At 73.0% G+C, this 24,162-nt stretch carries 19 protein-coding genes; 4 read left to right on the top strand and 15 right to left on the bottom strand.

Annotated features, from left to right (window positions below; translation table 11 throughout):
* Nucleotides 1–193: 193 nt before the first annotated feature.
* The 7 genes from VGD70_RS18555 to VGD70_RS18525 form a co-directional block, all read right to left on the bottom strand.
* The gene (locus tag VGD70_RS18555) at nt 194–1,348 is read right to left on the bottom strand and encodes a hypothetical protein (protein WP_331082926.1); all 1,155 of its coding nucleotides are present in this window, start codon (nt 1,346–1,348) and stop codon (nt 194–196) included.
* Nucleotides 1,345–1,917 carry an HdeD family acid-resistance protein gene (locus VGD70_RS18550; protein ID WP_331082924.1) on the bottom strand — a complete coding sequence of 191 codons (573 nt, stop codon included), beginning with the start codon at nt 1,915–1,917 and terminating at the stop codon, nt 1,345–1,347. Before VGD70_RS18550 ends, VGD70_RS18555 begins: the two co-directional genes overlap by 4 nt.
* 420 nt (nt 1,918–2,337) lie before the next feature.
* Entirely contained in the window at nt 2,338–3,498 is a 1,161-nt protein-coding gene (locus tag VGD70_RS18545; RefSeq protein ID WP_331082922.1) for an AI-2E family transporter, read from the bottom strand.
* A gap of 63 nt (nt 3,499–3,561) precedes the next feature.
* A complete protein-coding gene (locus tag VGD70_RS18540; protein ID WP_331082920.1) occupies nt 3,562–4,359 on the bottom strand; it encodes an SDR family oxidoreductase in 798 nt (265 codons plus the stop codon).
* The gene (locus VGD70_RS18535; protein WP_331082918.1) at nt 4,349–5,698 is read right to left on the bottom strand and encodes an alpha/beta hydrolase; all 1,350 of its coding nucleotides are present in this window, start codon (nt 5,696–5,698) and stop codon (nt 4,349–4,351) included. The genes VGD70_RS18540 and VGD70_RS18535 overlap by 11 nt, the downstream gene beginning before the upstream one ends.
* 300 nt (nt 5,699–5,998) lie before the next feature.
* On the bottom strand, nt 5,999–7,363 hold the full coding sequence (locus VGD70_RS18530) for an FtsX-like permease family protein (RefSeq protein ID WP_331082916.1): 1,365 nt from the start codon (nt 7,361–7,363) through the stop codon (nt 5,999–6,001).
* Nucleotides 7,360–8,133 carry an ABC transporter ATP-binding protein gene (locus tag VGD70_RS18525; RefSeq protein WP_331082914.1) on the bottom strand — a complete coding sequence of 258 codons (774 nt, stop codon included), beginning with the start codon at nt 8,131–8,133 and terminating at the stop codon, nt 7,360–7,362. The genes VGD70_RS18530 and VGD70_RS18525 overlap by 4 nt, the downstream gene beginning before the upstream one ends.
* Before the next feature lie 184 nt (nt 8,134–8,317).
* Between VGD70_RS18525 and VGD70_RS18520 the strand changes: the two genes are divergently transcribed.
* Nucleotides 8,318–9,955 carry a bifunctional lysylphosphatidylglycerol flippase/synthetase MprF gene (locus tag VGD70_RS18520; protein WP_331082912.1) on the top strand — a complete coding sequence of 546 codons (1,638 nt, stop codon included), beginning with the start codon at nt 8,318–8,320 and terminating at the stop codon, nt 9,953–9,955.
* Here the strand turns inward: VGD70_RS18520 and VGD70_RS18515 are convergent.
* The 4 genes from VGD70_RS18515 to VGD70_RS18500 form a co-directional block, all read right to left on the bottom strand.
* Entirely contained in the window at nt 9,944–10,447 is a 504-nt protein-coding gene (locus tag VGD70_RS18515; RefSeq protein ID WP_331082910.1) for an aldehyde dehydrogenase family protein, read from the bottom strand. The two genes, VGD70_RS18520 and VGD70_RS18515, sit on opposite strands and share 12 nt — an antisense overlap.
* 45 nt (nt 10,448–10,492) lie before the next feature.
* Nucleotides 10,493–12,124 (bottom strand): thiamine pyrophosphate-binding protein, encoded by a 1,632-nt coding sequence (locus tag VGD70_RS18510; RefSeq protein WP_331082908.1) that lies wholly within the window; start codon nt 12,122–12,124, stop codon nt 10,493–10,495.
* Nucleotides 12,121–13,554 carry an SLC13 family permease gene (locus tag VGD70_RS18505; protein ID WP_331082945.1) on the bottom strand — a complete coding sequence of 478 codons (1,434 nt, stop codon included), beginning with the start codon at nt 13,552–13,554 and terminating at the stop codon, nt 12,121–12,123. The genes VGD70_RS18510 and VGD70_RS18505 overlap by 4 nt, the downstream gene beginning before the upstream one ends.
* Before the next feature lie 81 nt (nt 13,555–13,635).
* Entirely contained in the window at nt 13,636–14,286 is a 651-nt protein-coding gene (locus VGD70_RS18500; RefSeq protein ID WP_331082907.1) for a PadR family transcriptional regulator, read from the bottom strand.
* Nucleotides 14,287–14,389: 103 nt separating this feature from the next.
* Here VGD70_RS18500 and VGD70_RS18495 point away from each other — a divergent pair, with 103 nt between their 5' ends.
* From VGD70_RS18495 to VGD70_RS18485, 3 genes are all read left to right on the top strand, one after another.
* Entirely contained in the window at nt 14,390–15,379 is a 990-nt protein-coding gene (locus VGD70_RS18495) for an ABC transporter substrate-binding protein (RefSeq protein WP_331082905.1), read from the top strand.
* 148 nt (nt 15,380–15,527) lie between these two features.
* Entirely contained in the window at nt 15,528–15,683 is a 156-nt protein-coding gene (locus VGD70_RS18490; protein ID WP_331082903.1) for a hypothetical protein, read from the top strand.
* Between the two features lie 26 nt (nt 15,684–15,709).
* A complete protein-coding gene (locus VGD70_RS18485; RefSeq protein WP_331082902.1) occupies nt 15,710–16,198 on the top strand; it encodes a universal stress protein in 489 nt (162 codons plus the stop codon).
* A 4-nt stretch (nt 16,199–16,202) separates the two neighbouring features.
* On the opposite strand, the gene VGD70_RS18480 is transcribed toward VGD70_RS18485, so the two are convergent.
* The 4 genes from VGD70_RS18480 to fdhF form a co-directional block, all read right to left on the bottom strand.
* Nucleotides 16,203–18,131 carry a molybdopterin biosynthesis protein gene (locus VGD70_RS18480; protein ID WP_331082900.1) on the bottom strand — a complete coding sequence of 643 codons (1,929 nt, stop codon included), beginning with the start codon at nt 18,129–18,131 and terminating at the stop codon, nt 16,203–16,205.
* Nucleotides 18,128–19,348 carry a gephyrin-like molybdotransferase Glp gene (gene glp / locus VGD70_RS18475; protein WP_331082897.1) on the bottom strand — a complete coding sequence of 407 codons (1,221 nt, stop codon included), beginning with the start codon at nt 19,346–19,348 and terminating at the stop codon, nt 18,128–18,130. The genes VGD70_RS18480 and glp overlap by 4 nt, the downstream gene beginning before the upstream one ends.
* 100 nt (nt 19,349–19,448) lie before the next feature.
* A complete protein-coding gene (locus VGD70_RS18470; protein ID WP_331082895.1) occupies nt 19,449–21,206 on the bottom strand; it encodes an NAD(P)H-dependent oxidoreductase subunit E in 1,758 nt (585 codons plus the stop codon).
* Nucleotides 21,203–24,160 carry a formate dehydrogenase subunit alpha gene (gene fdhF / locus VGD70_RS18465; RefSeq protein WP_331082893.1) on the bottom strand — a complete coding sequence of 986 codons (2,958 nt, stop codon included), beginning with the start codon at nt 24,158–24,160 and terminating at the stop codon, nt 21,203–21,205. Before fdhF ends, VGD70_RS18470 begins: the two co-directional genes overlap by 4 nt.
* Nucleotides 24,161–24,162: the final 2 nt, after the last annotated feature.

The following is a 24,162-nucleotide window of genomic DNA, read 5'->3' as shown; positions in this document are numbered from 1 at the left end:
CCGATGGAGCCCACGGACAAAAGTGTCCCCGTGGGTTGTCCGAACGGGACAGGAGTTGACGATCACGCCGGCACGGGGGCGAACGTCGCGATGATGAAGCCGACCTGGCCGCGTGGACGACGTCGGAACGTCGCGGGCTCGGTGGCCGGGCGGGGCTCTCGTCGGGCGGGCGCGCGCGGCGGGGCGAGGCGGGCTACCGCCTGGGCTGTGGCGCGGGCGGCAGGGGGAAGCGCAGCGCGGCGGCGGCCTGGTGCTCCTTGATCTCCGTGTCGGCCTTGAGGTGGCGGACCGTGCCGCCCTCGTCGATGACCGCCTGGGCGAGCTCGTCCAGGACGTCGTGGGTACGCCGGGTCGGCTTCCCGCACACCGGGCAGGCCGCGCCGGACAGGCCGAGCCAGTCGCCGGTCGAGCAGACCATGCCGCCGGCCAGGGCGTCGTCCTGGACCAGCAGGGTCTCCACCGCCTTCACCGAACCCGCCCACAGGCAGCGGGGTACGCCGACGGCGGCGAAGTCGCTGCCGGCGGCGGCCTTCTCCAGCACCTCGCCGGCCAGCCGGACGTCGACGTCGCGCTGGTACCGCGAGACGATGGCGTTCGCGTCCTGCTTGACCTCCCCCAGCTGGACCGTCTGCGGGTCGACGGTGAACGTGCCGGCCACCCGCTCGCGCAGCGCGCGGGGCAGGGCGTCGAGGAACCGCGGCACCTCGTAGCGGTGGCCGCCGACGGCCAGAATGTCGTAGCCGTCGGCCTCGAACAGCTCGGCCAGCTCCGCGACGGTCCGCCGGTAGTGCTTCTTCGCCAGCTCCTCGGCCTTGTGGTGCACCCGGTCCTCGGCGAGGTTGGCCGCGAAGTTCGGCTTGCGGAGCTTGCGGTCGGAAAGCTTGCGGGCCTCCTGGATCTCCTCGGCGAACAGCTCCCACACCCGCGCGGTCGAGCGGTCCACCACCGCGACGCAGCAGCGGGCGTACTCCTCGAGGACGGCCAGCAGCGGCCGGGTCCACGCGGTGTCGTCCACGACGGCGCGGTCCCGGACGGCCCGCGGCAGCTGGACGGCCTCGAACACGTCCCGGCCGCCGCAGGCGAACATCGCGACCGCGCCGGGCCGCCAGTGCCCGGTCCGGACCGCCTCGCGGATGCGCTCCAGGTCGTCGCGGACGGACAGCCGGCCGGCCCGGTCCCGCGACCTGTCCTTCGCGATCGGGTCGATCGCGTCGAGCAGGCTGTTGACCCGGCTCGGCAGCGCGGCATGCTCCTGCGGATCGACCGGCACCCGCGCGTACACCGACACGACGGGCAGCCCGCCGCCGTCCAGCCGCAGGATCCGGTCGGCCGTCTCCGCAGTGATCATCGACCGTCGGCCCGGCGCACCTCACGCCGCAGCCAGATCGCGACGCTGACGAGCAGCACCCCGTACACCACGGCGTAGCTGCCGACGACGATCGCGATGCCGAGCGCGCCGGCGATCGGGTGCCACAGCAGCAGCACACCGGCGATCACCGAGACAACGCCGGTGACGACGAGCGGCCACCTGCGGTCCAGCACCTTGCGCAGCCGTACCGCGGCCGCGATCTCCATGACCCCGGTGACCAGCGCCCACGCGCCGACCACGAGCGTCAGGACCAGGACGGTGATGTCGGGCCAGACCAGGGCGATCACCCCCGCCACGATGCTGGCCACGCCGCTGACCACGACGAGCCAGCGGGGAACCACGACGTCGCCACGAACAGCGGCGACGATGTTGCCGACGCCGTTGAACAGCGCGTAGACGCCGAACAGCAGCGCGAGGACCAGCGCGGTGGCGGCGGGCCAGATCAGCGCGAGCACACCGAACACGACGGCGAAGGCGCCGCGGAGCATCATCGTGCGGTAGACGTCGGGGATCAGCAGCTCGGCCCAGGAAGTGCGGGGAGCGGGCATGGACGAACTCATCGACACGGCACTAACCTCCGTCGCGTCTCGGGCGTTCCGGTCGGCTCGATTGTTCATCGCCTGAGGGCCCGCGCTCTTCGGCCTGCGAGGTCCAGGAACGACCCCCGAGTCACCCGCCCAGGCCGAACGCCGTCACCCAGTTCGGGCCTCCGCGGCCCTTCCGGCCTGGGGAGACGTCGTCCGCGGGCGACCGGCTGATCGAACGGTCCCGCGCGAAGATCCGCCCGGCGCGGGCCGCACCGGCACCGACATCCGGTCGGCCAGCATCGCGCGAGCCGGACCAGCCGCCGCGCGGCCAACGGCGCGCTGCATCGGCAGCCCGACCCTGCTGTCCACAGTGGACCGAAGCCCCGCGGATCCGCGCGTCGGCCTACCCGAGGATCACGCCGGCCGAGTGGGACCAGCACTTCACCGGTCTGCCGTTCCGGGCTCCCTGCTCGCGGTGACCTCGCCCGCCGGGACGTCGTTCGCGTGGACGTCACCGGCAGGGGCCGGCGCGTCTCCGTCTACTGTGGACGGAGGGCCCGGCCCGCGCCGGTTGGCCCAGATGTCGCGGAGGATCACCTGGATGATCCCGGCGACCGGGATGGCCAGCAACGCGCCCAGGATGCCGGCCAGCTCGGAGGCCAGCAGGATCGCCACGAGCACGGTCAGCGGGTTGAGCTTCACGGTCCGGGCGAACACCACCGGCTGCAGCAGGTGGTTCTCCACCTGCTGGTACAGCACGAAGAACACGACCACCGCGATGCCCGCGGGCACCGAGTGGACGAACGCCGCGATCCCGGCCACCACCGCACCCAGCGTCGCGCCGACCAGCGGGATCAGATCGGCGATCCCGACGAACAGCGCGATCAGGCCGGCGAAGGGCACGCCGAAGACCTTGAGGACCCCGTAGGTCAGCAGACCGCAGATCACGCTGATGATCAGGTTCCCGGTGATGTACCCGGTGACGGTGCTGGCACACTCGCGCCCCACCCGGCGCAGGCGTCGCGCTCGCGCCGGGGAGAACAGTCCCAGCGTGCCCTCGACCACCTTCGGACCTTCGAGCACGGCCAGGTAGGACAGCACGAAGATGGTGATCGCCGCGACGATCCCCGTGGCCAGGCCCCGCAGGAAGTTCAGCGCCGGCGCGCCCAGGCCGGTGGCGAACTGCTGGATCCGGGACTGGTTCTGCCGGGCGAGGTCCAGCGCGTGCGTGCGCGCCAGCAGGTCACCGACCGGCCCGCGGCCGCTGCGCGCCTGGGCGATCATGTCCGGCAGCTGCGACGCGAGCGCGGCGCCCTGCCGCGCCAACGGCACCGCGAACACCGCGAGCAACCCGCCCAACACGACCAGCACCAGGACGAACACCACCAGCGTCGCCAACGACCGCCGGACCCACCGCGCCCGCCCCTGCACCCAGTCCACCGCCGGATACAGCGCGGTGGTGAAGAACACGGCGATCACCATCCACACCAGTACCCGCTCGACCCGCAACACCAACTCGACGGCCACGAGAGTGGCCAACCCCAGCGCGATGGCGATCAACATGATCCGCACCGCGACCCGTTCCCGCCGTTCGGTCTCCATCGACCAGAGGTACCGCGTGTGTCGCAAGGGAAACCCGCGACGCCCCGCCGGCCGGACGAGCGGTCAGGTCAGCAGCTGACCGCCCGTCACGCCGAGTACCTCGCCGGTGATGTAGCTCGACTCCTGGGAGGCGAAGAACACGTAGGGCGGGGCGAGCTCCGCCGGCTGTGCGGCACGGCCCAGCGGGGTCTGCGCACCGAAGGAGTCGACCTTCTCCGCGGGCATGGTCGCCGGGATCAGCGGAGTCCACACCGGACCGGGCGCGACGGAGTTGACCCGGATGCCGCTGGACACCAGGTCGGCGGACAACGCCTTGGTGAAGTTGACGATCGCGGCCTTGCTGGACGCGTAGTCCAGCAGCTCCGGGGAGGGCTGGAACGCCTGGATGGACGAGGTGTTGATGATGCTCGATCCAGGCCGCAGGTGCGGCACCGCCGCCTTGCACAGCCAGAACATCGCGTAGACGTTGGTTTTGAACACCCGGTCGAACTGCTCGGTGGAGATGCCCAGGAGCCCGTCGTCCTGCGACATCTGGTAGGCGGCGTTGTTCACCAGCACGTCGATGCGACCGAACTCCGCCACCGCCTGGTCGACGATGTAGCCGCAGTGCTGCTCGTCCCGGAGGTCCCCGGGCACCAGCACGGCCTCGCGACCCGCCTGCCGCACCAGCTCCGCCGTCGTCTCGGCGTCGTCCTGCTCCTCGGCCAGGTACGACAGCAGCACGTCCGCGCCCTCGCGGGCGAACGCCACCGCCACCGCCCGACCGATGCCGGAGTCACCACCGGTGATCACCGCCTTGCGGTCCACCAGACGGCCGCTGCCCCGGTAGGAGCCCACGCCGTGATCCGGTTCAGGTCCCATGGCCGCACCCGTGCCCGGATGCCTTTGCTCCTGGCCCCGCTGCTCCCCCGGTCGCGGATACTGGTCCCGAGGATCGCGCTGGGTGTACTGATCGGCCACGTCTGCCCCTTCCGGCGGATGGATGACTGCTCGCCGCGGTGTTCCCACTCACCGGCCCGGCAACCACGGTGTGTCCCGGGTCGCGCAGCCACCCGAGGACGGCGTCGTAGACGCTGTCGTGGTGCAGGAGGTCGAAGTGGTGCAGGCCGCCCAGCCATTCGAGGTCCGCGGTCTGCGTGCGGTCCGCCGCGCTCGACGGGGTCACCATGAGGTCACCGGCGAGCCGGCCCCACAGGCTCCCTTGCGACCGGGACACGGTCGCGGCCACGAACAGCTGCCGGACACCGGCCGGAACGACCGTGTCGACCACGCCGCCGTCCTCGGCCCACTCACGTTCGTGCAGGGACCCTCGGGCGAGATCCTTGATCCCGTCGCTGCGCAGGGCCATCAGCCGAACGACCGGGCCCAGCACGGCGAACCTGCCCAGCAGTCCGGCGACCCGGACCGCCCCACGCTCCAACGGCGCCCCCGTGTGCGGACTGCCCAGACACACCAACCGCGTCACCATCGGCAACCACGGCACCGCCCGCTCACCGGCCTGGTGCACCGCGCTCCGCGCCACCAGACCACCCATCGAGTGTCCGACCAGGACGATCTCGGTGACCGGAACGGGCCACGTCGCCACCAACTCGGAGAGCAACCCGACGAGCTCCCGCCCGTTGTCGGAAATGTGCCGGCCCGTGTTGTACCGGACGTACACCGGGCTGCAGGACAGCTCCTCGGCCAGCCGGCCACCGAAGTCCGTGCCCGTCCGGGCCTTGCCGGGATCCGGGCGGTGGAACCACGACCGTTCGGTCTCGACCAGCCCGTGCAGGAACACCACCACCTGCCCTGACGCCGACGGAAAGGCCGCCGCGAGCGAACCACGATCGAGCCCGATCCGCCGGTGGTCCACCCGCACCGTCATCACCGCCGGCACCGCCGCACCGCGCGGTCGCGCGTGGGCACCCACCGCCCCGTTCACCACCCCGACGGCGCGCTGCACCGCGGCGGACTCCCCCAGCGACCTCAACGGCGGGGACATCCTCACCAGCCGGACAACCGTCCCGACGACCGGGCCACCCGCGCCGAGACCCGCCCGCACCTGGTCGTAGACCCGCGACGCGACCGCGTCGTGCACACCGGGCGACACCGCGCGCTGTACCCCCTCGGCCATGTCCACCACGCGACGGAGGACGTCGACCAGGAACTCGGCGCCGGACTCCGCGTCGTCGCCCACCTTCGTTGACTTCTCGGGCACCACGACATCTCCCCCCACGCGATTCCACACCGCACAGGCCGCGGCGACGCGCGAGTACCCGGTCGCGACGCCACGAAGCAGAAGAAGTCCCTTGTGTGACACACATCAACGCGCGGCCGCGCGCCACTCGAACCGGCCGGGCCACCCGAGTCGACCAGTAGGTCCGAACAGGACAGTGCGCCCCGCTGACGATCCGCACGACGACCTGTCCGCCGGTCAACGTGCGCGGCACGTCCGTGCGAGAACCCCGCGTGACCTGGGTGCGGCCGCCGAGGCGACCGCACCCACGTCGGTCCGAGGTCAGGCGGCGACGGCCTGAACCGCCGGTGTCCGGATCGCCCGGCCCGCGGCGCCCAGGCTGGCGGCGAAGGTGAGCACCACCGCGGTCGACACGATGCCCAGGTAGATGCCGATCGTGGCGTCCGGCAGTGCCGAGCCGGTCCTGGCGATGCTGTACGGGACGATGGCCGCCGCCGAGGCGAGCGTGCCGAACAGCACCCCGACCGCCGTCAGCACGGCGCCCTCCACGCCGACCATGCCGAGCACCTGCGGCGGGGTCGAGCCGACCAGCCGCTGCTGGCCGAACTCCCGCCGCCGGTGGAAGGTCGCCGCCACCAAGGTGTTGATCAGCATGATCGCCGCGAAGACCGCGATCATGCCCACCACGACGAAGTTCAGCGTCTCGACGTTCTGGTAGTCCGCGCTCTTCCCCGCGCCGGACGCGGCGACCGCCGAGTTCTCGATGCTCTGCAGGTAGAGCGTCCCGGTCGCGATACCGGTGAACAGGATGATCGGCACCAGCGCGCCGGCGACCTGACGACCGCGCAGGCGGATGTTCAGCACGGTCAGGTAGCCGCTCACGCCGGTGAGCCGGCGCAGCGCAGGCGCCAGCACGGCGATGCCGGCCCTCCCCAGTGCCGGCGCGAGCACGGCGAGCCCGATGGCGGACAGGATCACCGCCTGGCCGGCCACCGCCATGCCCTCGAGACCCATGTCCTTGAGGACGGTGGCGGTGAGCACCCCGCAGCTCACGCCGATGGTGACCAGCACGCTGCCGACCGCGATCCGCTTCCCGCTCAGCCGCGGGCTGTCGACCGCGGCGGCGTACATCGCCTCCCTGGCGCTCACCCGGGTCGCCCGCCGGGCGGTGACCGCGGCGGCGATCGTGGCCGCGACGAAGGTGATCCCGATGCCGATCCCGATCGCCATCGGCCCGAAGCGGTGGGTCACCCCCGGCGCCACCTGGCCGGTGTCCCGGAGCAGCCCGATCAGCAGGCGGCCGCCGAACATGGCGGGTGGGATCGCGACGGCGGCGGCGACCAGCGCGACCACCGCGGCCTCGCCGACGATGAGCCTGCCGACCTGGACCGGGGTGGCGCCGATGCTCTTGAGCAGCGCCATCTCGGTGTCGCGCTGGCCGGCCAGCAGGCTGAGGGTGGAGACGACGGCGAACGCGACGATCAGGAGACCCCAGCCGCCGACCACGCTCGCCATCAGGGTCAGCGTCTCGGCGCTCGTCGCGTCCACGCCGTCGCCGGCCGCGGTGTCCAGGAGGGACGCGAAGCTCATCAGGATGACCGCGCCGAGGAACATCGCGAGGAAGCTCGCCGCGAAACCGGTGGTGCGATAGCGAAGCGAGCGCACGGCAAGCCCGAGCATGGTCATTCCCCCACCGCCAGGCCGCGTCGCTGGGCCAGGTCACCGAGCTGGGTCAGCCGCCCGGCCACCAGCTCCGCGGTCGGGCGCACGAGCCGGTCGACGAGCTGCCCGTCGGCGAGGAACAGCACGGCGTCGGCATAGGACGCGGCCACCGGGTCGTGGGTCACCATCACGACCGTCTGACCCATCTTGTGCACCGCGTCGGCCAGGAGCGCGAGGACCTCGCGGGCGCTGCGGGTGTCCAGCGCGCCGGTCGGCTCGTCGGCGAAGATGACGTTCGGGTCGGTCACCAGCGCTCGCGCGATCGCGACCCGCTGCTGCTGGCCACCGGACAGCTCGGCCGGCCGGTGGTCGACCCGGTCCGCGAGCCCCACGCTGGTCAGCGCGGCCACGCACCGCTCGCGATCCACCTTGCGGCCGGCCAGCCGCAGCGGCAGCGTGACGTTCTGCCACGCGGTCAGCGTCGGCAGCAGGTTGAACTGCTGGAACACGAACCCGACCCGCTGCCGGCGGAACTTGGTCAACGCCGTCTCGCTGCTCTGGTTCAGCTCGGTGCCGTCGATGAACACCTGGCCGCTCGTCGGCTGGTCCAGCCCGGCCGCGCACTGGAGAAAGGTGCTCTTGCCGGAGCCGGACGGCCCCATCACGGCGGTGAACGTGCCGGCAGGCAGGCTCACGGTGACGCCGTTCAGCGCGTGTACCGGGTTGTCTGCCGTGCCGTAGGTCCGGCGAACCCCGACGAGTCGAAGTGCCTCAGCACGGGCCATGGCGGTCATCGCCACCTCCTTCTGGTGACGCCCTGTGCGCCTGGTGACGACAACGCTATGAGCGCCGCGCGCCGCCCACGATGGTGCCCGCCCCCCGAAGCGGGGTAGGGCCAGCCTCACCCCGGCGTTCCCCGGCGCCCGACGGTCCGAGTGTCTTCCCGCGGTGGTCGTCGATGCCTGCGAGACTGGTTTCGTGGGCACATCTACCGGCGGACCGTCCGAGGGGCTGATCGAACCGAACCGGACGGCCGGGCCCGTCCTACGCCGGCACGTCTGGCCGCTCGGCCTGGTCACGGCCGGGTTCGCGGTCGTGGGCGGGCTCGCGGCACTGCGGGTCGCGCCACCGGGCTGGGTACGGCCCGTGACGCACCTGATGAGCGACGGGCCGCACGGCCGGCTGCACGGCGGGTTGCTCGCGGTCGCGCTGCTCGTCCTCGCGCACGGGTTGCTGCGCCGCCGCAAGGTCGCCTACTGGGTCGCGCTCGCCGTGGCCGGGTGCGGCGTCCTTCTCGCCGGGCGCAGCGTGCTCGCGGTGCTGCTCGTGGCGGCCGGCGTCGCGCTGGCGGTGCGGCGCTCGGCGTTCCCGGCCGTGCCGCGGCCTGCGCGGGTCCGGTTCGCCGCGGTGTGCGGGCTCGCGGTGCTGGCGACCGGCGGTCTCTACGACGTCTCGGTCCACGGGCACGCCGAGCTCCGGGTGGACCTCGGCTCGCTGGTGCTGCTCGGCGTGAGTGTGGCCCTGGTCGTGCTGCTCGCCCCCGCCCCCGCGCCTCCCCCGGCCGACGGGCTCACCCGCGCGCGGGTCGGCGAGCTGGTGAAGCACCCGTCCTCGGACACGCTCGCGCCTTTTGTGCTGCGCCACGACAAGTCCTACGCGTTCAGCCCGGACGGCCGGGCCGCGCTGGGCTACCGGGTCCTGCTGGGGGTCGCGGTGGTCGGCGGGGACCCGGTCGGCGACCCGGCGGCGTTCCCGGACGCCGTCGCCGAGTTCGTCCGGATGTGTGACCGCGCGGGGTGGCGGGTCTCCGCGCTCGCCGTCCGGGAGGACATCGCGCCGCTGTGGCGGCGGCACGGCCTGCGGACCGTCGGCATCGGGGACGAAGTGCTGCTCGACGTCGACCGGTTCGTCCTGTCCGGGCGGTCGATGCGCAACGTCCGGCAGGCGGTGCGGCGCACGCACAATCTCGGCGTGACGACCACCGTCGTCCGGGAGGGCGACCTCGCCGCGGACGTGCGGGCCGAGCTCGCCCGGCTGTCCGCGCGCTGGCTCGGCGGTTCCCAGGAACGCGGTTTCTCGATGATCCTGGACGGGCTGCTCACCGGGTCGCACCCGAACTGCGTGCTCGTGATCGCCCGGGACCACACCGGCCGGGTGGTCGGGTTCCAGCGGTACGCGCCGTGCGGGGAGGCGCTGTCGCTGGACACCATGCGCCGCGACCGGGACGCGCTCAACGGCCTGAACGAGCGGATGATCGTGGACCTGGCGAGCTACGCGCGGGCCCGCGCCGTCCGGGTGATCTCGCTCAACTTCGCCGCGTTCCGCGCGCTCCTCGACGCCGGCGACGACCGGGGCGTGCTGGAACGGGTCGGGTACCAGACGATGCACCTGCTCGACCCGTTCATCCACCTCGAGTCGCTCTACCAGTTCAACGCCAAGTTCAGGCCCGACTTCCTGCCGCGGGGCGTCGCCTTCCCGTCCTGGTTCTCGGTTCCCGTCGTGGCCGCCGCGATGGTCGGCATGGAGTTCGGCCTCGGCTACGACCGGCACCGGCCGCTGGACCCGAGCCTGGCGGCGGACCGGCCGCTGACCGGCCACGCCCCGCTACGGGCGTGACGCCCCGGTGTGTGCGCCGAACACGGTGACGGCCTTGGTCTGGGTGAAGCTGAGCAGCTCCTCGACGGACTCCTCGCGGCCGACGCCGGAGGCCTTCACCCCGCCGTAGGGCACGCCGGGAAAGTGCTGGGACGAGCTGTTGACCCACACGAAGCCGGCCTCGAACGCGGCGGCGACCCGGTGGGCGCGGTTCAGGTCGTTGGTCCACACGCTCGCGGTGAGGCCGTAGTCCACCGCGTTGGCCAGGCCGATCGCCTCCTCCTCGGTGCCGAACGTCAGCACCGACAGCACGGGCCCGAAGATCTCCTCGACCCGCGGCGCGGTGGCCCGCCACCCGGGTGCGGCGGCGGCCGCGGCGGAGTAGGCGCGGTCGATGTCCTCCGCGCCGCCGTCGGGCACCTCCGCGAGCGGGCGCTCGGTGGTGGGGTCGAGGTGGCGTAGCGGTGGCCGCTCGCCGCGGGGACGAGCCTGCCGCCGATCAGCATCCGCCACGGTCGCGCGGCGATGTCCGGTCGTTCCACTGTGGACCCCTCCAGGTCAGCGGGCGGGCAGTGGGGACAGCCCGGGCGGCAGTCCTTCGTGCCGGTCCTGGACCACGTCGACCACGGCCGGAAGGCCGGCGGCCAGTGCGCGCTCGAGGGCGGGCTCGAGCTCGTCCGGCCGGGTGACGCGCTCACCGTGGGCGCCGAGCAGCCTGGCGAACTCAGCGAGATCCGGATTGTCATAGAACACCCCGAAGTAGCGTTGGCCGTGCGCGGTGCGCTGGCGGTCCCTGGTGTTGCCGTAGGCGAAGTTGTTGGCCACGACGGTGACGACGGGAACGCGCTCGCGCACGGCGGTCTCCAGGTCCTGGGCCACCATCCAGAAGCTCCCGTCCCCGGACAGGCAGAGCACCCGCTCGGCGGGCCGGGCGAGCTGGATGCCCAGCGCTGCGGGCAGGCCCCACGCCATGGCGCCGCCGGCCGAGGCGACGTAGCCGCCGGGGCGGGTGAAGTCCACGTACCGCTGGATCCAGACGCCGGTGCTGGGCGCGTCGACCACCAGCACCGCTGGGACCCGGCCGAGCACGGCCCGCAGGCCCGCGGTGAGCCGCGCCGAGGACACCCCGGCGGGCGTGTCGGCCGGCAGCAGCTTGCGTTCCTCCACATAGGACACCCGGAGCCGGTGCAGCCAGCCGGACCGGTCGGGCTGGTTCCCCAGCGCGGCACCGAGGTCGGCGGCGGTCTCGCCCGCGTCGGCGTGCAGCGCGACCGCCGGCGGGTACACCTTGCCGAGCTCGCCCGGGTCGATGTCCGCGTGGATCAGCGCGGTACCGGCCGACAGCAGCGTCCAGCGTTTCGTCGTGAACTCGGAGAAGCGGCAGCCCAGCGCGAGGAGGACGTCGGCCTCGCGCACCGCGGTCTCGGTGCTCTCGAACGCACCCGGGCCCAGTGCGCCGAGGACCAGCGGGTGGTCGTTGGGGAACCGGTCCTTGCGCGACCACGTGGTGAGCACGGGCGCGCCGAGCCGCTCGGCCAGCGCCAGCACCGCCTTGTCGAACGAGCAGGCCCCGCCACCCAGTAGCACCGCGGGCCGGCGGGCGGTGTCGAGCATCCGCGCCGCCGCCCGCACCTGGTCCGCCGCCGGGCGCGGCCGGCGCACCCGGAACCGCGGGCCCGGGGTGGCCGACGCGGTGGCCCGCAACACGTTCAGCGGCAGCGAGACCACCACGGGACCCGGCCGGCCGGACAGCGCCAGCCGGACCGCGCGCTGGAGCAGCTCGGGAATCCGGTCCACGCAAGGAATCTCCACCACCCATTTGGTGATGGGCCGGAACAGCGAGACGACGTCGAGCTCCTCGAACGCGGCGCGCCCGGCGATGTCGTGCGCGACCTGCCCGACGATCGCGAGCAGCGGCACGGACTCGTCGTTGGCGGTGCCGATCGCCGTCGCGAGGTTCGTCGCACCCGGCCCACGCGACGCGACGCACACGCCCAACTCGCCGCCGCCCCGGGAGAAGCCGTCGGCCATGGAGGCGGCCACCTGCTCGTGCCGCACCGACAGGTAGCGGATCCGGTCCTGCCGGGCCAGGGCGTCGAGCACGTCCATGATCGTCGTGCCCGGGATGCCGTAGACCTGGCGCACGCCCTCCCTGGCGAGGGTCGCGACGACGAGCTCGGCCCCGTTCACAGGACGACGAACAGCAGCCAGGTGGCCAGGGGCGCGACGAGCACCATCGAGAAGCCCCACCGGAGCATCCCGCGGTAGAGCCGCTCCCGCTCGCCCTCGGGCGCGCTCGCGACGGTGAGCGCGCCGATGGAGGAGAACGGCGTGGCGTCCACGGCGGTCGCCGAGATGGCGAGCGCGATCACGACGCCGGTCACCGGCACGGTGCCGGCGAGCAGGAACGGCACGGCGAGCGGGATCATCGCGCCGAGCACCCCGATGCTGGAGGCGAACGCCGAGGTGACCGCGGCGATGAAACACAGCAGCAGCGCGGCCAGCAGCGGCACGCTGATCCCGGTCACGCTGTCGCCGATCATCTTCACCGTGCCCATCCGCTGCAGCAGGGCCACGTAGGTCACGACCCCGCAGATCAGCAGGATGGTGCTCCAGCTGACCCTGGCCATCGCCCCGGCGCTGCTCGCCGGCAGGAGCAGGTGCAGCGCCACCGCGGCGGTCACCGCGAGCATCCCGATGTCGAGGTCGAACACGAGCGCGCCGCCGGCCACCGCGACGATGGCCACGAGCGTCGCGATCCGCGGGACCCTCGACACCGGAATGTCCACATCGGACCGCCCGGCCGGCGCGACGGTCGGCGCGCCGGCGGTCGGCGGTGCGGTCACCGCAGCGGTCGACGCGCCGCCGGGCGCGGCGGCCGGCGCGGTCGGACGGTCCACATCGGACGGACCGGTCGCCGGCGGGTCGGCGGGCTCGCCCACGGACCCGGTCGCCCCGGCGGGCGCGGTCGCGGCCTGCCGGGCCGGAACCGCCGCCCCGGCGCGTTCCCGCCTGCTCTCCCGGACGAGGTCGAGCCCGCCGAACACCACGAAGGTGGCCACGCCGAGCGCGAGCGTGAAGACGAAGTTGCCCAGCCAGAGCCACCCCGGCGCGACGTCGAGCCCGTTGCGCTGCACCGTGCCGTTGACGATCACGCCGAGCACGTTCAGCGGCGAGAAGTTCCCGGCGTTGGACCCGTTGACGACCATGAGCCCGGCCAGCCGCGGGTTGATGCCGTGCCGCTCGGCCATCCGCAGCGCGATCGGCGCGAGCAGCGCGACCCCCGCGGGACCCGCCGCACCGGCGGTCGTGGGGATCGCGGCCAGGAAGAACAGCGCCCACGGGATGGCGGCCCGGTTTTCCCGCACCAGTTTCGCCGCGGAGATGACCAGCCACTCGATCGTGCCGTTGACCGACGCGATGCCGAACAGGTACGTGACGCCGAAGAGCAGGACGAACACGTCGACCGGAAATCCGGAGATGACCGTCTTGTAGTCCTCGCCGGTGGCCAGCAGGCCCACGGCGAAGGTCGCCACGAGCGCCAGCGCCCCGAGGTTGATCGGGCGGGTGGTGGCGATGAGGAACACGACGGCGAGGACGGCGATGGAGACGATCTGCACGAACAAGGCGACCCTCCAGCCCTTCGACGGTGAAGGTGAAGGCGACCGTAGAGCGTGCCGAGAATGTATGTCAATGTTGACCTATATTGCGTCCTCTCCGGGGGTCGGCGGCAGGACCGGCTCGTCCCCGTCCGCCCGGCCGGACCGGCCGGCGAGCCGGTCGACGAGCTCGAGGCCGCGGTCGGCCCAGCCGATCTCGGTCTTCGCCCGGTCGATCAGCCCGCGGTAGGCGTGCGCCTTGTAGGCCACGATCGCGTCGTGGGTGTCCTGCGGCGCGCGGGCCAGCCGGCGGCGCAGCAGGTCGGTCGCCCGCCGCTCGAGCTGCTCGACGTGCAGCTCGTAGTGGTCGCGCAGGGCCTCGTAGTGGGCGCGGTGCGCGCGGAACTGGGCCCGCGCCTCCCGGGGCGACGCGTACTCGAGGTAGGTCGCCTTGACGTAGGCCGGATCGCGCAGCGCGGGCAGCTCCTCCACCTCGCCGACCCAGCGCCGCAACTCCTCGGCGCCGGCCTTGGTCAGCGCGTAGGCACGCTTGGTCGCGAGCGCCTTCTCCCCGCGCGGCCGGGTCTCGGCCACCACCAGGCCCTCCGCCTCCAGGCGGCGCAGCTCGGGGTAGATCTGCGAGTGCTGGGCGTACCAGACGTAGGCCACCGACTGGTCGAACCACTTCGCCAGCTCGTAGCCCGTCATCGCACCCGCCTCGACCAGCGCCAGCAGTGCGTGCCTCAGTGACATGCGGTCATCCTCGCACCACCGGCCACAGTGCTCAATTTATGTCACAGTTGACCTATATCGATGGGCAGGGTTAGGTTCCCGGTGTCGAGCGGAAGGGGTCCTCATGGCCACGCTGTCCCTGTCCTTCGCGTGCTGGGACTACGACCGCACCAAGGCACTGCAGGACGGCCGGGTGCGGCCGGAGGGGGTCGAGCTGATCCCGCTGGTGCTGCCGGTGGAGGAGACGTTCTACCGGCAGCTGCGCCATCACGAGTTCGACGTCAGCGAGATGAGCCTGTCGTCCTACCTGCTGACGCTCGAGGAGCCGGAGCCGCCGTTCGTCGCGCTGCCGGTGTTCCCGTCCCGGTTCTTCCGCCACCAGTCGATCTACGTCAACGCCCGCAGCGGCATCGAGAAGCCCGCGGACCTCGTCGGCAAGCGCGTCGGCACGCCCGAGTACCAGATGACCGCCGGCGTGTGGCAGCGCGGGATCCTCGCCGAGCACCACGGCGTGCCGGTCGGCAGCGTGCGTTACCTCACCGGCGCCCTGGAGGAACGCGGCCGGCCGGAGAAGCTGGCCCTCAACCTGCCCGACAGCATCGACCTCACCCCGATCGGCGCCGACGACAACCTGTCGGACCTGCTCGCGGCGGGCGAGCTGGACGCGGTCTACAGCGCCGCGCAGCCCTCCTGCTTCGGCCGCGAGCCGCACATCCGGCACCTGTTCGAGGACTTCGTCACCGCCGAGCGCGACTACTTCGCGCGCACCGGCATCTTCCCGATCATGCACACCGTGGTGATCAAGCGGGACCTCTACGAGCGGCACCCCTGGCTCGCCCGCTCGCTGTACAAGGCGTTCGACGCGTCCCTGCGCATCGCCCACGACGACCTGCGCCAGCGCGGCGCGCTGAAGGTCATGCTCCCCTGGCTGCAGAGCCACCTGACCGAGACGCTCGACGCCCTCGGGCCGGGCTACTGGGACTACGGCCTGGAGAACAACCGCCACGTGCTCGACAAGTTCGCCGAGTACTCCCACGACCAGGGCCTGGCCTCGCGCCGGCGAACGGCCGAGCAGATCGTCCTCGCCGAGGCCGCCGACACGTTCCGCCTGTGACCCGGTCAGGCGTCGAGCGTGGGCGGTGGGTTTTGTCACACCGCACGATGGAAGTTTTCGCAGGTCACCGCCATGGATTCGGGGCTGTTGGCGGGCCGGCGGCCGGAAGTCCGCCGGATTCGTTATCCCCGTTCAGTACGCTCGTTCTATGAGTTTGGAGATGTCCAGCCGCACGTGCCCCTGGTGCGGCGTCACGCACGTCTACGCCGTCAACGAGGAGCGGTTGACCATCGCGCTCACCGACCACCTCAAGGACTGCGAAGGCGACGGCGGCGAGCAGCGCCGCGCGGACCGCGCGAGCTAGTCGCACCACGCGTAGCGTCGAAAGCTATGCACTCCGGTCCGGTCATCATCGGTTTCGACGGCACGCGCGCGGCGCAGCACGCCCTGAACGAGACCGCGCCTTTGCTGGCTGCGCAGGAGGTTCTCGTCGTGGTGGTCTGGGAGGCCGGCCGCGCGTTCGACCTGGCGGACCTCCCGTCGCTCACCCTCGACAACCCGGCCGCCAGCCTCGACCTGCGCGCGGCCTTCGAGGCCGACCGGGCGGCCTACGAAGCCGCCCTGCGGCTGGCCGAGCAAGGCGCCCAGCTGGCGACCGACGCCGGCCTGAAGGCCGAGGGCCTGGCCGTCGCCGACGAGCTGTCGGTGGCCGACACGCTCGTCCGGCTGGCCACCGAGCAGGACGCCCGCGCCGTGGTCGTCGGCGGCCACGGCCACAATCCCCTCGCCGAGCTCCTGCTCGGGCACACCGCACACGAGGTGCTCGACAAGGCGCCGTGCCCGGTCGTGGTCGTCCGCGAGCACGCCGAGCGCGGGTAGCAGCTCACCGGATGCGCCGCCCGGTCTCGGCGCAGGAGTAGCCGCCGAGCGCCTCGACGCTGTCCCGGAACTCCGCGCGCTCGAGCAGCGCCCACAGCGGGGCGAGCAGCTCGCCGGCGACGTCGTCGGTGCGCAGCACCAGGTCGTAGGGCTCCTGGGCGACCGGGACGAAGTCCAGCCCGAACGCACGGGCGGCGGCCAGGATGCCCATGCCGGCGTCCGCGCGGCCGGCGGCGACGGCCGCGGCCACCGCGAGGTGGGTGTGCTCCTCGCGGGAGTAGCCGGGCACCTCGGCGGCGTCGATGCCGCGCCTGGCCAGCTCGTGGTCGAGCAGGGCGCGCGTGCCGGCGCCGCGCTGCCGGTTGACGTAGCGCAGCCCCGGCCGGGTCAGGTCGGCGACGCCGGCCAGGCCCAGCGGGTTGCCCGGCGCGACGATGAGCCCCTGGTCGCGGTGGACCAGCCGGATCACGGCGACGTCCGCACCGAGGAGCTTGTCCACGTACGGCAGCGTGTACTCGCCGGTGGACGGGTCCAGCAGGTGCGAGCCGGCGAGGTGGCACAGGCCGTCGCGCAGGGCCACGAGCCCGCCGAGCGAGCCGACGTTCGACGACGCGAGGGTGAGCAGCGGGTCGGCGGCACGCAGCGCCGACGCGGCGAGGTCGAGCACCAGGTCGTGCGAGCCGATCGCGACGATGGTGCGGCCGATCTCACCGAGGCCCCGCAACAGCTCCACCCGCACCTCGGCGCCAGCGTGCTCACCCTCCACATCGGACGGAACCATCAGCAGCCCGTCGGCCCGGACGAGTGAGGTCAGCACGCCGGCGCCGCGGGGCAGCGGGGTGGCGACGATCCGGTCCCGCACCCGGCCCAGGCGGACCCGGACCCAGTCGTCCATGCCCACGACGGACGGCAGCTTCCGGGCCAGGCGCGCGGTGGCCGACGGTCGTTCCCGTGGCGCGGCGCCCTCCAGCTCGGCGAGCATCGGGGCGGCGAAGATGTCGAACGTGAGCGCGGCCGACACCGGGTAGCCGGGCACGCCGACGACGGGGGTTCTGTCGACCGTGCCGAGCACGACCGGATGGCCGGGCCGCACCGCGACCCCGTGCACGGCGACCGAGCCCGCGGCGGCGACCACGCGGGCGGTGTAGTCGTCGCGGCCGGCGCTCGAACCGGCGATGAGCAGCACCAGGTCGGCCTCGGCGGCGGCCGCGCGCAGCACGGCGGTGATCGCGGCCGGGTCGTCCTCGACGATGTCGGTGACCCGGGCTTCGCAGCCCGCCTCGCGGGCCTGGGCGGCCAGCATCATCGAGTTGGTGTCGAGGATGTCGCCGGGGCCGAGCTCGGCGCCGACCGGCCGGATCTCGTCGCCTGTCGGCACGATCACGACGACGGGAGCGCGCCGCACGGCCACCTCGACGGCGCCGGCGGCCGCGCAGGCGGCGATGTCGACCGGGCGCAGCCGGTGGCCCTGCGACAGCAGCAGCTCGGCCGCGCTGATGTCCTCCCCGATCGAGCGGACGTGCTGGTAGGGCGGGACGGCCGCGCGCAGCTCGGCCTTGCCGTCGCCGGTCCGGTGCACGTGCTCGCGCATCACCACGGCGTCGTAGCCGGCGGGCAGCGGGTCACCGGTGTCGACGACCTCGAAGTCCCCGGCGCCGAGCAGGACCGGGACGGTCTCGGCGGCGCCGACGGTGTCGGTGGCGCGGACCGCGATGCCGTCCATGCCGGCCGAGTCGAACGCGGGCGAGGACCGCCCGGCCCACACGGGCTCGGCCGTCACCCGGCCCACGGCCTCCCCGACCGGCACCCGGACGGCCTCGACACGGGCGGGGCAGCCCGCCGCGGCCCGCGCCTCCCGCCAGGCGGCAAGGGCCTGGGCGGCGGGGACGTCGGAGACGAAGGGGCTCGCCGGACCCATCGATACGGGGCTCATCGGTACAGGACGACCTCGACCTCGGTGCCCGCGTCCAGCCCGGTGGCCGGTTCGGGGACGAGCAGGTACCCGTCGGCCCGGGCGAGCACCGACAGCAGCGCGGACGGGCCGAACAGCGGCTCGGCCACCCCGTCGCGGACCCGCACCTGGACCACGTCGAGCCGGCCCGCCGCCGAGGCGAGGTCCCGGGCCAGCCGCGCGCGGGTGCTCGGCGGTGGCGGTGGCGACTCGCAGCCGGCGAGGCGCCACACCAGCGGCACGCCGACCTGGCCGAACACGACCAGCGCGGACAGCGGGTTGCCGGGCAGCCCGACCAGCGGGATCCCGCCGCAGTCGGCCAGCAGCGTGGGCTTCCCCGGCTTGATGGCCAGGCCGTGGCACCAGATCTCGCCGACGGCGGCCACCGCGCCCGCGGTCTCGTCCCGCGCGCCGACCGACGAGCCCGCCGACACGACGACCAGGTCGGCGCCGGGCAGCACCTCGGTCAGCCGGTCCTTCAGCGCGCCCGGCTCGTCGTCCACGATCCCCGCGAGGATCGGCTGCCCGCCGGCGTCGGCCACCATCCCCGCGAGCGCGGGTGCCGTCGCGTCGCGGACCTGGCCCGGCACCAGCGAGCGGGTGGTGGGCGGCACGACCTCGTCACCGGTGGAGACGATCGCGACCCGGGGCCGGGCGTGCACCGGCACCAGGGTGACCCCGGCGGCGGCGAGCAACCCGAGGTCGGGCGCTCGCAGCGGCAGGCCGGCGGGCACCAGCGCGGCACCGGCGGCGACGTCCTCGTCGGCCCGCACCAGCCCGCCGCCCGGCGCGACGGGCCGGGTGATCTCGATGGTGCCGGGCATCGTCTCGGCGGTGTACTCGACCATCACCACCGCGTCGGCGCCGGCGGGCAGCACTCCCCCGGTCGGCATCGCGACGCAGCCGCCCGGCCGAACCGCGACGGTGGGCGCGGCACCCATCCGCACCGCGCCGAGCAGGTCCACATAGGACGGCAGGCTGTCGGAGGCGCCGTAGGTGTCCGCCGCGCGGACCGCGAAACCGTCCACTGTGGAGCGAGCGAACCCGGGCAGCGCGGCCGGTGCGGGCACCGGGGCGGCCGGCACCCGGTGCAACGCCTCGTACAGCGGGACGTCCTCCACCGGGGTGCGCAGCGTGGGCCGGAAGCCCGCGAGCGCGTCGGCGACGGTGCGGGCCGTGAAGAACTCCCGGCCGGTCACGACATCTCCTCGAAGGCTCGGAGATGCCGGTCACGGTTGCCCTGTGACATCAATTCGCTCGCAGGCTCGCCCTGTGACATCGAATCGCTCGCAAGCTCGCTCAGCGATCCGGCTGTTCCGCCGACCCCTGCGGGCGGGGCTGCGGGCGGGCCGCGGCGGCGCCCTTGTCCAGTCCCAGCACCGAGACCACGGGTCCGAGCGCCACTTGGCCGAGGCCGCAGATCGAGGTCTTGCGCATGGCCTCCTCCAGCCGCAGGATCCGCCCGCGCTGCGCCTCGTCCAACGACGACGAGCCGGCGTCCAGGACCCCGCGCAGCAGCTCGTGGGCCTTGGTCGACCCTACCCGGCACGGCACGCACTTGCCGCAGGACTCGTCGCGGAAGAAGCGCAGCACGTTCGTCGACGCGGCCAGCAGGTCGGTGCCCTCGGCGAGCACCACGAGCGCGCCGGAGCCGAGCATGGTGCCCGCCTCGGCGAGCGTGCCGAAGTCCAGCGCCAGGTCGAGCTGGTCCGGGCCGATGAAGTTCGACGAGGCCCCACCCGGCTGCACCGCGCCGACCGCGGCGCCGTCGGGCACCCCGCCGGCGAGGTCGATCAGCGCGCGCACGGTGGTGCCCATCGGCACGCAGTACACCGCCGGCCGCTCGACGTGCCCGGACACGGCGAAGAACTTCCAGCCGACGGACTCGCCGAGCCCCTGCCCGCGCCACCAGTCCGCGCCGCGCCGCAGGATCACCGGCACGTCGGCGAACGTCTCCACCGAGTTGATCAGCGTGGGGCGGCCGTGCAGCCCGTAGGTGCCGGGGAACGGCGGCTTGTTCCGCGGCTCGCCGCGGTGGCCCTCCATGCACTCGAGCAGCGCCGTCTCCTCGCCGAGGATGTAGCCGCCCGGCGAGACGAAGATGTCCAGGTCCAGCCGGCGCCCGCTCCCGCAGGCGTCCGGCCCGATCACCCCTGCCGCGCGCAGCGCGTCGATCTCCGCGCGCAGCAGGCGTTCCTCCGGGCCGTACTCGTGCCGGATGAACACCCAGCCCTGCTCGGCGCCGACCACGGCCATGCCGAGCAGGAGCCCCTCGAGGACGAGGTGCGGCTGGTCGGCGAGGATCTGGCGGTCCTTGAACGTGCCCGGCTCGGACTCGTCGGCGTTGCAGATGGCGTACTTCGTGCTCCCGGGCTCCGCGCCCGCGACCAGCTCCCACTTCTTGCCGGTGGGGAACCCGGCGCCGCCCATGCCCCGCAGCCCCGACTCCGACAGCGTGCCCACCACGGCGTCGGCGCTCAGCTCACCGGCCAGCAACGCCCGCAGCGACGCGTACCGCTGCGCGACCCCCGAGCCCGCCGGGTACGGGTCGTTCGGCCACGGCTCGGCCCGGCCGGAGACGGTGGCCTCGCCGACCCCGTCCCCCCGCGCCGCCGCGACCAGGGTGTCCACATCGGACACCGGGGCCGGGTGCTCGTTGACCGCCGCGGCCGGCGCGACGTCGCAGCGCCCGAGGCAGGACACCTCGACCAGCTCGACGTCGGTGTCCTCGCCATAGCGGGCCTTCACCTCGGCGATCCGGTCGTCCGCGGACCGCAGCCAGCACGACAGGTCGTGGCACACGTGCACCGCGACCTTCGTGGGCGGCGTGGTGCGGAAGTGCGGGTAGAACGAGATGAGGCCCTCGATCTCGTACCGCGGCCGCCGCGTGTCGCGGGCGAGCTCCTCCAGCTCCTCGCGGGGCAGCCAGCCCAGCCGGGCCTGGATCGCGTTGAGCGCCGGGATCAGCGACGGCCCGGGGAACTTCCCCGCCCGCGCCTCCACCCCGGGCACCCGGCGTGCCGCCACCTGCGACGCGCGCTCCGAGCTGAGGGTCATTCTCCCGCTCCCAACGCCGCCGCGGGCTCGGCATGCCGCACGCCCAGCGCCTCGACCTGAACCGCGCAGAACTTGAACTCGGGGATCTTGCCGAACGGGTCGATCTCGTCGATCGTCAGCAGGTTGGCCGCCGCCTCCCGGAAGTGGAACGGGATGAACACGTTGCCCAGCTGCTCGCGGTGGGAGATGCGCACCTTCAGCTCGATGACCCCGCGCCGGGAGCGCACCCGCACCAGCTCGCCGTGCGCCAGCCCGCGGTCGGCGGCGTCCTTGGGGTGCATGTAGACCTCGGCGATCGGCGCGATCGTGTCCAGCGCGAAGGACCGCCGGGTCATCGACCCGGTGTGCCAGTGCTCGAGCAGCCGGCCGGTGTTGAGCACCAGCGGGTACTCCGCGTCCGGCAGCTCCTTGGCCGGGAGCCACTGCGCCGCCACGAGGTGCGCGAGGCCGTCGTCGGTGTTGAACCGCTCGTCGAACAGGACCACGGTGCCGTCGGAGTGCTCGGGGTCGGCGTTCGGGTAGAGCTTCCCGGACAGGCCCAGGTTGTCGTGGCGCAGGTTCGCGTACGAGGGCATGAGCGCGACCATCTCGTCGAACACCTCGCTCGGCGAGGTGTAGGACCAGTCGAGCCCGACCCGCCGCGCGATGTCCTGGACGATCTCCCAGTCCACCCGCGCCTGGCCGGGCGGGTCCATGACCTTGCGGCCGAGCTGCACCCGGCGGTCGGTGTTGGTGTAGCTCCCGTCCTTCTCCAGGTAGGACGACGCCGGCAGGATCACGTCGGCGAACTCGGCGGTCTCGGTGAGGAAGATGTCCTGCACCACCAGGAAGTCCAGTGCCGCCAAGGCCTTGCGGACCTTGTTGATGTTCGGGTCGGACAGGAACGGGTTCTCGCCCAGCATGTACATGCCGCGCACGCCGTCGGGCTTGAGCACCGAGCCGATGATCTCGGTGACGGTCAGGCCCCGGTTCGGGTCCAGCCGCGTCCCCCACGCCTGCTCGAACCGCTGCCGGGTCGCGTCCCCGTCCACACCCTGGTAGTCGGGGTAGAACATCGGGACCAGCCCGGCGTCGGAGGCGCCCTGGACGTTGTTCTGGCCCCGCAACGGGTGCAGCCCCGTGCCGGGCCGGCCGACGTTGCCGGTGATCGAGCACAGCGCGATGAGGCAGCGGGCGTTGTCGGTGCCGGTGGTGTGCTGGGAGATGCCCATGCCCCAGTAGATGACGCCGCTCGCGGCCTCGCCCCACACCCGGGCGACCTCGCGGATCTCGTCCGCGTCGATGCCGGTGATCTGCGCGGCCCGCTCCGGCGGGTAGTCGGCGACCGTGCGGGCCAGCTCCTCGTAGTTCGAGACGCGGGCCGCGATGAACTCGCGGTCGATCAGGCCGAGCCGGATCACCTCGTGCATGATCGCGTTGTAGAACGCCACGTCGGTGCCGGGCTTGACCTGACAGTGGTAGTCGGCGTGCTCGGCCACCGTGCTGGCCCGCGGGTCGACGTAGATGATCTTGGTGCCGCGCCGGCGGGCCTGCTTGAAGAACGAGCTCGCGACCGGGTGGTTCGCGGTCGGGTTGGACCCGGTGATGATCACGACCTCGGCGTTGGCCACGTCGCCGTAGGTGGTGGAGACCGCGCCGGAGCCGACCCCCTCGAACAGCGCCGCGACCGACGAGGCGTGGCAGAGCCGGGTGCAGTGGTCGACGTTGTTGGTGCCGAACCCGGCCCGGATCAGCTTCTGGAAGAGGTAGGCCTCCTCGTTGGAGCATTTCGCCGAGCCGAAGCCGGCGATGGCACCCGGGCCGCCCGCCGCGTGGATCTCCTTGAGCCGCCGGGCGACGAGGTCGAGCGCCTCCTCCCAGGTGGCCTCCCGGAAGTAGGGCAGGACCTCGTCGTAGTCGACGAGCCCGCCGGGCTTGCGCCGCCCGTCGCGGCCCTTCTTCTTCTCGCCGCGGCCGCCGCCGCTGCGGTTGCCTCCCCCGCCGCCGCGACCGCGGTCGTTCTCGGCGTCGCCCCGGACGTCGGCGGACAGCGGGCCCTTGGGGTAGGCGGAGTCGACGCGGATCAGCGGCACCGTCAGCCGCTGCGGCGAGGCCGCGTAGTCCCAGCCGTAGCGGCCCTTGACGCACAGCCGGCTCTTCGACCCCGGCTGGTCGCGGCCCTCGGCGAACGCGATCGCGTCGCGCGAGCGGTCCACGTAGTAGGTGAGCGCGCAGCCGACCCCGCAGTACGGGCACACGCTGTCGACCGCGTCGAGTTGCTCGCGGGGCTGGATCGGGATGTTGTTGATCGCCTTGTTGGTCAGCGCGCCCGTGGGGCAGGCCTGCACGCACTCGCCGCAGGTGACGCAGGAGCTGGCGCCCATCGGGTCGTTGAGGTCGAACGCGATCGTGGTCGCGTAGCCCTTGCCGGAGCGGCCGATGACGTCGTTGCCCTGCAGGTCGTCGCACGCCCGGACGCAGCGGTCGCAGAGGATGCAGGCGTCGTGGTCGACCTGGATGACCGGGTTCGACGAGTCGTGGCCCCGGCCGGAGCCGCACGGCAGGTCGGTGGTCTCGCGGGCCACGTCGAAGCGGTCGGCGAGGTCCAGCAGCAGGTTGTCGCCGGTGGTGGTCTGCTTCGGGTCCTCGGCGCGCGGCGGCTGGTCGGTGATCAGCAGCTCGGTCAACGTGGCCCGGTTGCGCCGGATCTCCTCGGTGTCGGTCTTGACGGTCATGCCGTCCTCGCACGGCCGCACGCACGCGGCGGCGAGGACGCGGCCGCCGGTGTCGACGACGCACATGCGGCACACACCGACCGGGTCGTAACGCTCGTTGTGACACAGCACCGGGATGTCGACGCCCACCTGCTTGGCCGCGTCGTAGATCGTGGTGCCCTCCGGCACGGTCGCGGTCTGACCGTCGATCTGGGCCGTCACGGTCCGCACGGACGTGACCGGCTCCTCGAGAGTCGTCATCG

This window comes from Actinophytocola sp., from assembly GCF_036402745.1.
Taxonomy (GTDB): Bacteria; Actinomycetota; Actinomycetes; order Mycobacteriales; family Pseudonocardiaceae; genus Actinophytocola.
Note: the sequence above shows the minus strand (reverse complement) of the source record. Positions and strands in the feature narration are given on the sequence as shown.